The 14,002-nt window shown below is 52.6% G+C and carries 10 protein-coding genes and 1 pseudogene; 10 read left to right on the top strand and 1 reads right to left on the bottom strand.

Annotation, left to right across the window (positions count from 1 at the left end; all coding sequences use genetic code 11):
- The first annotated feature begins 79 nt into the window (after nucleotides 1-79).
- The 3 genes from E6W40_RS27520 to E6W40_RS27515 all read left to right on the top strand — a co-directional run bounded on the left by E6W40_RS27520 (nucleotide 80) and on the right by E6W40_RS27515 (nucleotide 1,741).
- A complete protein-coding gene (locus tag E6W40_RS27520; protein WP_136608767.1) occupies nucleotides 80-670 on the top strand; it encodes a hypothetical protein in 591 nt (196 codons plus the stop codon).
- A gap of 686 nt (nucleotides 671-1,356) precedes the next feature.
- Nucleotides 1,357-1,449, top strand: coding sequence for a VOC family protein (locus tag E6W40_RS30580; protein ID WP_425464964.1), 93 nt, complete (start codon nucleotides 1,357-1,359; stop codon nucleotides 1,447-1,449).
- A complete protein-coding gene (locus E6W40_RS27515; protein ID WP_246073218.1) occupies nucleotides 1,433-1,741 on the top strand; it encodes a VOC family protein in 309 nt (102 codons plus the stop codon). The genes E6W40_RS30580 and E6W40_RS27515 overlap by 17 nt, the downstream gene beginning before the upstream one ends.
- A 16-nt stretch (nucleotides 1,742-1,757) precedes the next feature.
- On the opposite strand, the gene E6W40_RS27510 is transcribed toward E6W40_RS27515, so the two are convergent.
- A complete protein-coding gene (locus E6W40_RS27510) occupies nucleotides 1,758-2,561 on the bottom strand; it encodes a helix-turn-helix domain-containing protein (protein ID WP_136608766.1) in 804 nt (267 codons plus the stop codon).
- A gap of 353 nt (nucleotides 2,562-2,914) precedes the next feature.
- Here E6W40_RS27510 and E6W40_RS27505 point away from each other — a divergent pair, with 353 nt between their 5' ends.
- The 7 genes and pseudogenes from E6W40_RS27505 to E6W40_RS27475 all read left to right on the top strand — a co-directional run bounded on the left by E6W40_RS27505 (nucleotide 2,915) and on the right by E6W40_RS27475 (nucleotide 13,816).
- Nucleotides 2,915-4,978, top strand: a complete 2,064-nt coding sequence (locus tag E6W40_RS27505) for a serine hydrolase domain-containing protein (RefSeq protein ID WP_136608765.1) — start codon at nucleotides 2,915-2,917, stop codon at nucleotides 4,976-4,978.
- A gap of 47 nt (nucleotides 4,979-5,025) precedes the next feature.
- Nucleotides 5,026-5,187, top strand: a pseudogene (locus tag E6W40_RS27500) (DUF4317 family protein); the annotation flags it as partial.
- Between the two features lie 464 nt (nucleotides 5,188-5,651).
- Nucleotides 5,652-6,833: an ROK family transcriptional regulator gene (locus tag E6W40_RS27495; RefSeq protein WP_136608937.1), complete on the top strand. Its 1,182-nt coding sequence runs from the start codon at nucleotides 5,652-5,654 to the stop codon at nucleotides 6,831-6,833.
- A gap of 161 nt (nucleotides 6,834-6,994) precedes the next feature.
- The gene (locus E6W40_RS27490; RefSeq protein WP_136608764.1) at nucleotides 6,995-8,077 is read left to right on the top strand and encodes an extracellular solute-binding protein; all 1,083 of its coding nucleotides are present in this window, start codon (nucleotides 6,995-6,997) and stop codon (nucleotides 8,075-8,077) included.
- 162 nt (nucleotides 8,078-8,239) lie between these two features.
- A complete protein-coding gene (locus E6W40_RS27485) occupies nucleotides 8,240-9,322 on the top strand; it encodes an ABC transporter ATP-binding protein (RefSeq protein WP_136608763.1) in 1,083 nt (360 codons plus the stop codon).
- Between the two features lie 17 nt (nucleotides 9,323-9,339).
- On the top strand, nucleotides 9,340-11,085 hold the full coding sequence (locus E6W40_RS27480) for an ABC transporter permease (protein ID WP_136608762.1): 1,746 nt from the start codon (nucleotides 9,340-9,342) through the stop codon (nucleotides 11,083-11,085).
- Between the two features lie 175 nt (nucleotides 11,086-11,260).
- The gene (locus tag E6W40_RS27475) at nucleotides 11,261-13,816 is read left to right on the top strand and encodes an NEW3 domain-containing protein (RefSeq protein ID WP_211147101.1); all 2,556 of its coding nucleotides are present in this window, start codon (nucleotides 11,261-11,263) and stop codon (nucleotides 13,814-13,816) included.
- Nucleotides 13,817-14,002 lie beyond the last annotated feature (186 nt).

The following is a 14,002-nucleotide window of genomic DNA, read 5'->3' as shown; positions in this document are numbered from 1 at the left end:
TCCAACATATTTAATGAAAAATCAGGAGCGAAACTACAAATCCATTGGCCGACAAACATGGCGATTCAGGAGGATAACTATGTCTACAATAAATGAACGCGGGGAAAATATCAGCCGCGCTGTCGAAGTGCTCCGCACAACGTATAAAAATTTGACATTGCTCATGGGTGAAATGGATATGGTCGGCAAAGAGCTGGGGTTTGTTCCGCTTGGACCCAAATTTCTGAGATGGAAGTCCGACAGCTATGAGGAAGCATGGCTGCTTAGTGATTTTATTAAAATCTATCAAATGGACGGAGCTTCAGTCGGGAATGATCACGTGTCCGATCTAAAGGAAGGGTCTGTATTTGTGGTTGAGATCGATTTAGAAGGACAAGACGGATACCCGGAGATTGCGCTGTCACGGTTTCAATATGATCTGTCCCTGTGGGAGCGGGTACCCGCCGTCTCGGATCATTGGCTTTTTCAAGATCCCTATCGGTTGGAGAATCATTTTGAGATTACATATGATGATGGGATTTGGAGGAGCAAGACGAGGGATAAGTCCTTCAAAAAATACTGGGGACTTCAGCAAGCCATTGGTAAGAGCATTCCGCTCACCTCCGTCAGTGATGTTGAGACGATTAAGAAGAACATATTCGAAGGGCTGCTAGATTTGCCAGAAGCATAAAGCCAAGGTAATAGCCTAAAATTCGGAAGGTCAGATATGATCATTTCCGTTGCGCTGCCCTAACCGCCATAGGGAAAGGCTGGCTTTCCTTCGTATTAACGATACGATTCGACATCCAGTAAGTCTTTATTTAAAACCGAGTTGAACCTGCCTATCTATTAAAAGGTGCTGCCTTCCGGAATACGTTTCGGAGGGTATTGTTATTTCAGATAGGTATTCTATAAGCGAACCAGCTATGATGATCGCATTAGCGGGATCCGATTTGTGGGGTGATTGGGCAGGGAAAGAGGTTGTTGAACCTCCATTGACTTTTAGGTTGGTTGATTGATTGTTTTATACGGTTCAAGTGACCGAAAAAGGCGCCGTTGACATACAGTATTGTTGATCAACCAAGACATGGAAATGTTACGGTTACGGATGCCTAGACTGGAATTTTTACTTATATGCCGTACCCGAATGTAAACGTTGCTGTTGACCGTTGTGGGATCTTCTTCTGATGTATGAAAATGAAGCCTTTGTCGAAGGTTAGCCAGGGGCCTCTATTGAGAGAATGTTATAATGGGATGGGTTCGCGGGAAGTTTTCGTGTTTTTACAATACGGTCTTTCGTGATTTTGTTACATTGGGCAGAGGATAACCTTGTAATATCGGTTTATTCCTCAATCTGAAGTGAGAGGCTGTGAAATAATGAAGCTGTCGCAAATTAGATTGATAACGGGCGATATTCATAAGAGCGTGGCGTTCTACAGAGACGTGATGGAGTTTGAGATTTTACGCTGAGGAGATGCAGTTCGCTTCATTTCATACCGGCGAAACCCAAATCGAAATCTTTTCCCGTCATCAAATATCGGAAGTGATTGGTGAGAAAAATCTTCCGGCCGACGTGGAGTCGCAATCGAAGTTTTTACTCAGCTTTGAGGTCGATCAAGTCGATGAGTTTTACGCCAGTTTGAAGAGTAAAGAGGCATTATTCCTTAACGAGCCGCATGATCGAAAGGCATGGAATGCGAGAGTTGTCCATTTACGGGATCCCGACGGCAATGTGATAGAGTTATACAAACATCCGCTTTAATGGAACTAACCAGGATTTATTCACCCAGCAGCTTGATGTATTCTTCCGGAGATTTTCCAATAATGGATTTGAAATCTTTAATGAAATGGGCTTGATCGTAATAGCCAAGATCCAAAGCAAGTTTTGACCAATCGGGAACATCCCGGTTGGTCATTTTTTCTACCGCTTCATGAAGCCGATAGCGTTGAATGATCCATTTGGGACTGATCCCCACATACTGGCGGAATAACAGTTGAAGCTGTCTCATTGGAATGGAAAAGCGGTTTACAATATCCTCAACTTTGACGATGCTTCTGTCGGAGATGACACATTGGATGATCGAATTGATAAAATCGACATGGATATTCAGCTCAGGCAGCCATTCCCGAATAAAAAGTTCAGCATGAGGAATCATCTGTTCCGGCGTTTCCTGAGCAAAAAGCTTGTACTCCAGCGCTTGACTGCTCATTCCGAAGACTTCCGCAAAGGGTACCGTACGGTTCGTTATTGCTGAAACGGGACTTTTCAGAAAAGGATAATAGGCTCCGGGCTTGAATTTAACGCCGAAGACAGCACCTTGCTCCTGAAGGAGAATGGAAAATCTCCCTTTTATGACTCCTACAACTCGGGAGTTGTCTTTTTCAAACACAAGATGAACAGAGGGATGAGGCAGGTTTTCCTGAAGATGCGGTTCTTGCTCGCGAAGATCCCAGCGGACGACCCAGTAATGTTCGATAAAATGAGCTAGATCGGCGGAGGGGGAGTGAAGGGATACTGAAAATTTTGGAGCTTCTTTATTTACATTTAGCAGTCCAATAGGTTTGATAACTTTCGATCGCATAAGGAATATCTCCTGGATAGAAAGGTTTGGGGAATTTTTGCGAATATTATAGCATAGCTGCAGGTGGTCTTGTTTCCAAAATGTTATTTCATATTCATTTATCAATTTGGAAATTGCTTGATTGGGAGATAGGCGTCTGAAGCCAATCATTGAATTATTCAATGATTGGGCTACCACCTGTACAAGGCTCGCGAACGATCATTTCCATATTTTTATTCCTGGTTTTTTACACCGACTGCCCTGGACTTTAGCCCAGTCCAAAAACTAGACTATAGACAATTTCGCCCAGATCATAAAAAAACTAAACTAGGATCTGTTGAACATACACCTAGTTTGAGAGAGGAAGACATTACGTGAAAAATAAACTTGCATGGGTGCTAGCCGCTACATTGGCACTCCCTATGATTCTACCAACAGGGGCGACAGCGGCTCCAAGCAATAAGACTTCAGTAGTAGCAAGTCAGCCAGGACTTACGAAGATTGCGGCGGAGAAAGCGGGACTCCTGACGAAGTCCTATGGGGTATACAGCGTGCAGTATGCGCTGATTGATCATGGGAACATGATATTGTCCGGTCAGACCGGTAAAAACGACATGCAAGGAAAAGATCCGCTTTCCAAAGATACGGTATACGGCATTGGATCGGTCAGTAAAATGTATACGACGGCTGCTGTGATGAAGCTAGTGGATGAAGGTGAAATCGATTTAGATACGCCGATCACGCAATACATCCCTGGTTTTAAGATGAAGGATGAACGCTACAAACAGATTACATCGAGGATGCTATTGAACCATTCCTCCGGCCTGCAAGGTTCTACTTACAGCAATGATCTTTTATTCGAGGATAAGAATACCTATGAACATGATACACTGTTGCAGCGATTATCCGGCCAGACCTTAAAAGCTGACCCAGGCGCGTTCTCTGTGTATTGCAACGACGGCTTTGCGCTGGCTGAGGCTGTGGTGGAAAGAGTTAGTGGCATGAGCTTTACCGCTTTTGTACATCACTATTTTACACAGCCGTTGCAGTTAAATCATACGAAGACCTCGCATGACCCAGATGAAAACATCAAGCGGGCAGGGCTTTATTTTCCTACATATCAAGGACAGCTTCCGAATGAGTCGCAGAATATGATTGGTACAGGGGGTATCTCTTCTACGGCAGAAGATATGGTGCGATTCTCTCAATTATTTATGGGAGAGACCGAAGGGATTCTTTCAGCCAAGGCAGTCAAAGCGATGGAGCAAGAGGAATATAAAAAAGGAATGTGGCCGGGGGATGCAGATAGCATGTTCAATTATGGTCTCGGCTGGGATAGTGTGAAGTTATATCCGTTCAACGAATATGGGATCAAAGGCTTGGCTAAAACCGGCGACACGTTATTGCAGCATGCTGCAATCGTCGTGCTTCCTGAACAGAACATGGCAGCGGCTGTGTTGTCCTCCGGTGGCCATAGCTCTACAAATCGATTGCTGGCAAATGAATTGCTGCTAACGGCGCTTAATGAAAAGGGCGTCATCAAGGCCGTCAAGCCTGGCAAATCATTTGGCAAACCTGTTAAAGCCAAGATGCCGCAAGAGGTAATGAAGCAAGTAGGATATTACGGCGACAGCAGCAGCCAATTCAAACTAAACATTTCGAAAAATGGGGAATTGTTCTTAGCCACCGATCCAGAGGAGAAATATGTGTACACTGCGGATGGAAGTTTTGTCAACAAAGAGGGTACATCCAAGCTCAGCTTTGTCACCGAGAAGAATGGACGCACCTACTTGAAGAGGAATTCATATCGCACGGAGCCAGGATTGGGTCAAGATGCGATGTCTGAGTATATAGCTGAGAAGTTAGCAGATAACAAGCTCTTCAAGGAAACCGCCTCTGCTTGGAAGAAGCGGGAAGGCGTCAAGTACTATCTTGTGAACGAAAAATTCAACTCTATGATGTATTTCTCTCTCCCTATAAACCAGATTGCTCGTGAGAAAGATTTTCCTGGCTATTGGGAGGGTAAAAAAATAACAGGTCCGAACACAGCGGCGCATCAGATCCAGATCCCCGTGTTGGCAGGCCGCGATACAAGTGAAGCCCGCTTCTATACAGAAGGCGGCCATGAATACTTTGAAGAGGCCGAAATGCTATTCATGAACGAGTCCAATGTAAAACCGCTCTTTGCAGGCCAATCGTCCAAAGTTACGCTGCAAGCAAGTGGGCATGCGAAATGGTTTACGATCCCGCAAAAGGCAGCAGGGAAAACGATGACCGTGACGCTGCCCGCGAAAAGTTCATTCGCTGTATATGATGAAGAAGGAACGTGCATCAACTTTAGCTATTTGAGCGGAAACAACAAAGTACAGCTGCCGAACAACGGAGCGGTTGTATTTGCCGGCGCGCCGAACGCAGGATTTGGAATCACGTTGAAGTAAATGTAATTTGGGGTGGAGATTAACAAGAGCAGGTAGGGCGAAATCGATCAAGATCGATCAAGATCGATACCAAGGCAGCCACGATTACAATCAGTCCACAGGATCTAAGGTATATTAAACAGGTGAGCTTTCAAGGCAGACGCTGCATTATGATCGAGGTTGACGAAGATGCCGTTATCGAGGGCTTTACGCTCACCACAGAGACGTTACTTGGAAAAAGCGGATTGAAGCGATACGTCACACCAGTAACGCTTGATATAAGAACGGCCCATTCGATGGGCTGTTCTTTTTTGTGAGCCGATTTCCAGGTATTTACGCCTGATTATCGACAGGTTTTTTTTCGTTCATAGGGGGGATGGGAATTTGGAAACAAGGAAAAAGGTTCTGGGAATAAAGTCCTAGTCTGCCAAAAGCGTTTTGAAAAATATTCAGCTTATCCAAAAGGAGGTTCCATAGATGGGGAAAGTTGGAAATCCCGCATCACTCGGGGGCCGATGGGGATTTCATCTGTCTGAGAAAGGAGGAAAGCATGGGCATTCGAGTTTTTCCGACGCTTAGGAAGAAATTCTCATTTTTGGGTAAATGCATTGACGATTTGTAAGCGCATTCATATACTTGAGCCTAAATTTGAATTTGTTAGTTATTTTAACAAAGTAAGGTGGTGGATGACATCGTGATCGGCAGGGGAAGAACCGGAAACACCAAATTCGTCAAACAGATGAACCGGGAAGGTATACTGCATCAGCTCCGGCAGGAGCCCCGCTTGTCACGAGCTGAACTGGCAGTAAAAACCAACCTCAGCCGGCCCTGCGTGTCGGCGCTCGTGGAGGAGATGATTCAGGAGGGGCTGATTCGCGAGGTCGGAACCGGGGAATCCAGAGGGGGACGCAAGCCGATTCTGCTGGAATACAACGTGCAGGCGTACGCGGTCGTCGGTGCAGTATTCGAGGGCAGCGAGCTCGAAATGGCGGTGGCCGATATGAAAGGTGAAATGATCGCGCAGCGGCATGCCCGCTTGAAGCAGCCGGTGGACGGGGACTCCGCGCTGAAGGCGCTGGAGGAGACACTCGCGCATTTACTCGCAGCAAGCGGGATCGACCGCGACCGGGTCATCGGCATTGGCGTCGGCCTCCCCGGCATTACCCAGCGCCGCAGCGGCACCGTCAGCCATGCCCCGAGCACGGGCTGGATGGACCTGCCGGTAGGCCGGGAGATCGAGGAACGCCTGCGGCTGCCGGTCGTGCTAGACAACGACGTCAATATGATGACGCAGGGCGAATTTTCCGGCGGCGCGGGAGCGGGCGTTTCCAGCTTGGTCTATATGTATGTCGGCACCGGCATCGGCGCAGGGATCATCCTGGACAAGCAGCTGTACCGGGGAAGCCGGGAAGCCTCCGGGGAAATCGGCTACATGCGGATCGGCGACTCGCCGGCCCGCCGCAAAGGCGAATTCGGCGTGTTCGAGAAAAACTTCTCGGTTACCGGCATTCACGGCAAAGCCAAAGCGCTTGGCCTAGCTGTAGATCCCGAAGTGAGCATTTTGCAGCAGCTTATCCGGTTGAGCGGGGAAGGCAGCGCGCCCGCGAAAGTTCTCCTGAACGAGGTATATCATGGCTGGGCCTCCGGAATCGCCAACATGGTCAGCGTGCTCGATCCCGAAATGCTGGTTTTGAGCGGCGAGATGCTTCACTTGGATGAAGCGGGATTGGACCGGATTCGCGAGCTGCTGCTGGAGTGGGTGCCGGTGGTGCCGGACATCCGCCTGGCCGAGCTGCGGGAGCGCGCAGGCCTGATGGGCGCGGTGCATAGCGTGCTGGAAGCGCACTCGTTCGCAGGAACGCCGGGCGTTAGTTAAAAATTTGGAATTTAAAATTGGGTTCATCATGTGCTTAAGCGGGCGGAGCAGCGGAGGGCCCGAAACCGTTTTGAAGAAGCATGAGCGGTCGGACAAACGGTCCGGATTCATAGCGGCCAACCCGTACCTATATTGATTTTAATACAAGGGGGATTTGAACAATGACAAGGAAATGGTTCAAGCTCGGTATGCTGTCCATGGCACTGACAATGACGGTCGGTTTAACGGCATGCGGCGGAGGAGACAAGGAGCCGTCCGCATCCAGCGGCGGCGATAGCGGCTCCAAAGGATCGAAGAAGCTCGTCATCTACACTGCCCGCGACAAAAACGTTGTCGAGCAGATCGTGCCGAAGTTCAAGGAGCTGAATCCGGGCCTCGACGTCGAAGTAATGACGATGGGTGCGCAGCAGATCATGGAGCGGGTGCGCGGCGAAAAGGCCAATCCGCAGGCGGATTTCTGGTGGGGCGGCACGCAGTCCTCTTTTATCACGGCGGCAAACGAAGGCCTGCTGGAATCGTATAAGCCGAGCTATGCGGACAGCATCCCGGCCGAATACAAAGACGCGCAGGACCGCTGGTACGGCGAGATGCTGCTGCCCGAGGTGATCATGTATAACTCCGAAGCGCTGAAGAAGGAGGATGCGCCGAAGGATTGGGACGACCTGCTCGATCCGAAATGGAAGGGCCAAATCCTGATCCGCGGCGTCATGGCGTCCGGCACGATGCGGACAATCTATGACGCGATGATTTACCGCCAAGACTCGGCGAGCCCGGACAAAGGCTACGAATGGCTAAAAAAGCTTGATGCCAACACGAAAGAATACACGCAGGACCCGACACAGCTGTATCTGAAGCTAGCCCGCCAGGAAGGCACGCTGTCGCTGTGGAACCTCCAGGACATCCTGATCCAAAAGGAAATGCAGAAGCAGCCGTTCGATTACATCTATCCGGCCAGCGGTGCGCCGATCCTGGTGGATGGCGTCGGCATCGTCAAGGACGCCAAGAACATGGAGAACGCGAAGAAGTTCTTCGACTTCATTTTCGATGAAGGTCAGCTGAAGGAAAAGGCGGACAAGCTGTTCCAGATCCCGACCCGGACCGATATCGACAAGAGTCAGTTCCCGGATTGGTACAAAAACCTTGATACCAAGCTGCTCGATTTGGACTGGACGGTGCTGGCGGACAAAGAGAAGGAATGGATGCAGCATTGGGACGAGAACATCAAGGGCAAGGGCGGAAAATAACGGAATAGGGTGCTTCGCTTTAGGCGATACAAGAGGCAGCGGCGGGGAGCTCCCCGCCGGGTCTGCCGGATATTCCAGCGGACAGCTAAGTAGAGTGAATTTATATGGAAGACCGATCAGGCTTGCATCGATACGCGAAACGAATTTGAAGGAGGACTAACGATGATCGGAGTCACGCTGGATCGCGTCAGCAAAACGTTTGGCGGTGCCAAAGGTGTGGAGGACGTGGATGTACATATTAAGCCAGGCGAGTTTTTTACCTTTCTGGGGCCGAGCGGCTGCGGTAAGACGACCACTTTGCGCATGATCGCTGGCTTTTACTACCCCAGCGACGGGCGCATACTGTTCGGGGAGCAGAACGTGACCAATATGCCGCCTAACAAGCGCAACACGGGCATGGTCTTTCAAAACTACGCCTTATTCCCGCACATGACCGTCTTCGAGAATATTGCTTTCGGTCTCCAAGTCCGTAAACAAGGGAAGACGGAGATACGCGAGAAGGTGACGCGCGCCCAGAAACTCGTGCATCTGGACGGCTACGGCGAGCGCCGCATCGACCAGCTGTCGGGCGGCCAGCAGCAGCGGGTCGCGCTCGCGCGCGCTTTGGTGATCGAACCGAATATTCTCCTGCTCGATGAGCCGCTGTCCAACCTCGACGCGAAGCTGCGGGACGAGACGAGGCAGGAAATCAAAAGGCTGCAGCTGGAGCTAGGCATCACGACGATCTACGTAACGCATGACCAATCGGAAGCGATGTCGATGTCCGACCGGATCATGGTCATGAAGGACGGCGTCGTGCAGCAGATCGGCGCACCGCTTGAGATATACAACCGCCCGGCCAACCGTTTCGTCGCCTCGTTCATCGGCGAAACCAATCTGTGGGAAGGCACGGTGGAACGCGTGGTAGGCGGCCTGGCGGACGTTCGGATCGCGCCGGATGTGCTGCTGACCGGCCTCACCGCGAACGCTTCGCCCGCATGCAAGCTGGCGGCGGGACGGAAGGTGACGCTGTCGGTACGTCCGGAGGCCATCCGGGAGGCCGGCCCGTCTGAGCAAGGCGAAGCCAACACGTTATCCGTGAAGGTGAGGCTGTCGGAGTTCACCGGCGTCAGCGTGAACGTGATCGCGGAAGCCGGACCGCTGTCCGTAAAAGCTTTGTTCGTCGGGCAGGGGCAGCGGATGAGGGAGCCGGGCGAGGAAATGCTGTTAGCCATGGCTCCGAATAGCATTTACTTTTTGGAATAAGGGGGGGAGCCGAAGCGATGAACCAACCACAACCTCAACCGCGGCGGCAGCCGACGCTTCGTCCGAACAGCCGCTGGAGTGCGCTGACGACGTCGCGGCATTTCGTCTATGTGCTGATCGCGCCGCTGTTTCTCATCCTGCTGGCCTATGTCGTATATCCGTTTTTCCAGACGTTCCTGCAGAGCATCAAGCAGGAGGGGAGCTTTTCGCTCCAAAATTATTCCCGCTTCTTCAGCTTGGAGCATACGTCGAACCTCGAAGCGCTGTGGACGAGCGTGTACATTTCGGTGCTCAGCGTTGTCACCTGCGGTATCGTGGGCATCAGCATGGCGTTCCTGCTAGAAAGGTATGATTTCCCCGGCCGCAAGCTGCTGTCGGTACTCGTCCTCGTGCCCATGGCGCTGCCGCCGCTGATCGGGGTGTTGTCCTTTGAATTTCTGTACGGCTCGAGCGGGATCATCCCGCGGGGTCTGCAGCATTTGCTCCATCTGGAAAAGCCGCCTTTTACCTTAAAAGGCATCTGGGGCGTGCTCGTCGTCCATACGTTTACGATGTACACCTATTTCTATATGACCGCATCTTCGGCGATCAAAGGGCTTGACCCTTCGCTGGAGGAGGCAGCCGCGAACCTGGGCGCGAACCGCTTCACCATTTGGCGGCGGGTAATTCTGCCCATGTTGACGCCGGCGATTGTCGCGGCATCGCTGCTCGTGTTCATGATCTCGATGGCGTCCTATACGGCGCCGCTGATTTTCGGGATCGAGCGGACGATGACGATGCAGATTTACCTGTCGCGCACGAATGGCGACCTGGACATGGCCGCGACGCAGTCGACGCTGCTGTCCGTCGTGTCCATCCTGTTCCTCATCCTGATGAGATGGTATCAAGGCGCAAGGAACTACCAAAACATGAGCAAGGGCGTCAGTGTGCACCGGACCGAGGTAAAGAGCCGGGCCGTGCGCAATGTCTCGATGGTGCTGTCTTTTCTCGGGGTGCTCGTGCTCATGCTGCCGATCCTCGTGATCGTGCTGCTCGCTTTTTCGGAAGACGGGAAATGGACGACCCAGGTTCTGCCGCCGTCGTACACGCTCGATCATTTCAAGGATTTGTTCACCGACAGTAAAACCTGGCGCCCGATCGCGAACAGCTTCAAAATCAGCATCGTTGCCACAATCGGCAACCTGTTGTTCGGCGTCGCAGCCGCTTACGCCATCGTGCGTATGCGCTTCAAAGGCAAAACGCTGCTCGATATCCTGATCATGCTGCCTTGGGCGCTGCCGGGCACGGTCGTGGCCGTGAACCTGATCACGGCGTTCAGCGAGCCGAATGCGTTCTCGTTCGGGCAGGTGCTGATCGGCACGTTCTGGATTATGCCGCTCGCGTATTTCGTCCGGCATCTGCCGCTGATCTTCCGCTCGACGTCGTCCACGCTGATGCAGACTGACCGCTCGGTAGAGGAAGCGGCGCGAAACCTGGGCGCATCATGGTGGTACACCTTCCGCCGCATCGTGTTCCCGATGGCGCTGAGCGGCATCCTGGCGGGCACGCTCCTGGCCTTGGTGGAAGGCATCGGCGAGTTCGTCGCCTCGATTCTGCTGTACACGAACAAGACGACGCCGATGTCGGTCGAGATTTTCCAGCGGATGTACGCATTCGAATTCGGAACCGCCTGCGCGTATGGCGTGCTGCAAATCGTCATGATCATTCTCGTACTCTACGTTTCCCGCAGACTGACCGGCGGCAATGCCGGCTCCGCAATTTAACCATAGATTGTCCTGAACCTGAAGCGGCAAGAAGCAATCCCATTCATTGCGCGCACGGCTTGTCCGATCCTGTACGGGCCTACCCGCGATAATGATACAAACTTTCACGCTTGAAGGAGGAGAAGTAACGTTGAATCCAAATCAATCGAGCAAGAAACGCAGGGGTAACAAATGGATGGCAGCATCCCTGAGCCTGGTGATGGCTGGAACGCTGGCTTTGCAGGCCGGTCCGGGAAAGGCATCCGCCGACAGGGGGGTGGTCGATTTATGGAAAGCGATCAAACCGCTCACCACCGTTGCAAGCGCAATGAACACGGGAGCTCACCCGGACGATGAGCACAGCGCGACGCTCGCGTATCTATCGCTGGGTCTCGGCGTGGATACATACAGCGTGATCGCGAACCGCGGGGAAGGCGGGCAGAACGAAATCGGCAGCGAGCTGGGCAATGCCCTCGGCATCATCCGTACGCGGGAACTGCAGGAGGCATCGAAAATTACCAACGTGACGCTGGCGAACCTGAGCCAGAAGCTGAACGATCCGATCTTTGATTTCGGATTCTCCAAAAGCCCGGACGAAACCTTGGCCAAATGGGGCGAGGACGTCGCCTACGAGCGGCTCATCCGTCAAATTCGCGAAAAACGTCCGGACGTACTCATTCCGGCGTTCCTGAACGAGGATTCGACGCATGGACATCACCGCGCGGTGAACGTGCTGACCGTGCGGGCTTTCAAGGATGCGGGCAATCCGCAGGTATTTCCGGAGCAGCTGAAGGATGGGCTGCAGCCTTGGCAGCCGAAAAAGCTGTATGTCCCTGCAACGGATAAGGCCTACGATGCCTCTTTGCCGGTGAACGCATACAATGAGCTGTACGGCGCTTCCTATGCTCAGCTCGGCGAAGAATCCCGTTATATGCACAAGAGCCAGGGCATGGGCAGACAGGTGGACGAAGGCCAAGGAACGGCGTATTACACGCTGGAGGCAGCAGCGGACGGCAAGAAGGCAAGCGGAAAGCCGGAAACATCGCTCTTCGGCGGCATCGCCTTCACGTTCGATGATCTGGCCAAAGAAATCAATGCCAAAGGAAAAGACAACAAGGTCGCCAAGCAGCTGAACACGCTGCAACAGGACGCAAACGAAGTGATTGCGGCTTATCCGGCCTTTGAGAAGGTCACCCGTGAAGTTCATGAGATGAAAGCGGATGTGCAAACCGCGGTGGAGCTGGTGAAGTCCTCTTCTTTGGATGCATCTGCGAAAAACGATCTGCTGCACCGGCTGGACGTGAAGGACAGACAACTGAATAAGGCCAGCCAGGAAGCGACTTCCGTCGTCGTGAAGGTGAAGCCGGAGACCGGAGAGCTCGTTCCGGGGCAAACCGCGAAGGTAACCGTTACAGCCTTCAACGGCGGGGACGTGAACGTCGGCAAGATCGATTTGAAGCTGAACGTGCCCGAGGGCTGGAATGCGAAGGCGGTTGGAACCGCGACTTTCGCCAAGCTGGGCAAAAACGAAACGGTCAAAACGGAGTTCGAGGTGACCGTGCCGAAGCAGGTCGAGGATTTCAATCCTTATGCGCTGCCGCTCATTTCCGCGGATGTCCGGTATGAGGCGTTCGGAACGCAGGCGACGCTGCATGCGGTTCCGGACAATGCGGTCGCGGTGCTGCCGCCGGTTGCGTTGACCCTCAGCCCGGAAGCGGCGGTGCTGAATACGCTGAAGCCGGAAGATGCCGTATCCGTGAAAGTCACGGCGACGAATTATGCGCCAGGGGCCGAGACGACGAAAGTATCGCTGAAAACGCCGGAGGGCTGGACGGTTGAACCTGTAGTGCAGGAGCTGAAGTTCGCTGCCAAATACGAAACCAAGACGGCCGAATTCACCGTCAAAGCGCCTGCGGGTGTGAAGGCGGGAAGCTACAGCCTGTCGGCGGTATCAAGCATTGGTACAACGGACAGCAGTCGAACGGTGCAGGTCATCCAATATCCGCATATCGGCAAAACATATTACGTCAAGCCGGCGAACCTCGCCATCCAGGCGTTTGATCTGAAAGTGCCGCAAGGCCTGAAGGTCGGCTACGTCTCCAGCGGGTTCGATAATATCGATCAGGTGCTGCGTCAGGTGGGCGTCAACGTCACGAACCTGGATGCCAAAACAATTCAGTTCGGCGATTTGTCGCAATACGACACGATCGTGCTCGGCATTCGGGCGTACGCTTTCCGTCCGGAGCTGATTCCAAGCAACCAGCGTCTGCTCGATTTTGCCAAGAACGGCGGCAACTTGGTCGTGCAGTATCATAAGCCGGAAGACAAATGGTCGCCGGAGCTGGCTCCGTATCCGATCAAGATCGGGGAGCCGCTGATCCAGTGGCGCGTCACGGACGAGAATTCCAAGGTGACCATGCTGGCGCCGGATCATCCGATCTTCAATACGCCGAACAAAATCACGGCCGCCGATTGGGAGAACTGGATCCAGGACCGCTCCGCCTATAACCCGTCCGAATGGGGCAAAGAGTATACGGAGCTGATCTCGAACGGCGATCCGGGCGAAAAGGAATTTACCGGCACGTTCCTCTCGGCCGATTACGGCAAAGGAACCTACACGTATAGCTCGCTCGTCTGGTACCGCGAAATGCCAAGCCTGGTGCCGGGCTCGATCCGTATGTTCGTGAACATGATCAGCCTGAAGCAGGGCGCGGCGTCCGCAGGGACAACGGCGCCTTCGAGCAGCAAGTGATTAATCTGGACTTATAGAATGTTGTGGAATCAAGGTTAGGTTGTATGAAAAAGGGTGGGCGCGAAGCGGTATGCTTCGCGCTGCACCTTGTATTTAGAGATGGATGAAGATTTTTAGAGTTTTTATAACATGAACGTTAGGAATCTACAGCTGCTCAGCGATGAGGTCGAATGATTTGTCGGCTAA

It is taken from the genome of Paenibacillus dokdonensis, from assembly GCF_004916975.1.
Classification (GTDB): domain Bacteria; phylum Bacillota; class Bacilli; order Paenibacillales; family Paenibacillaceae; genus Paenibacillus_AQ; species Paenibacillus_AQ dokdonensis.
The sequence above is the reverse complement of the archived record's forward strand: the minus strand, read 5'-3'. Positions and strand labels throughout refer to the sequence as shown.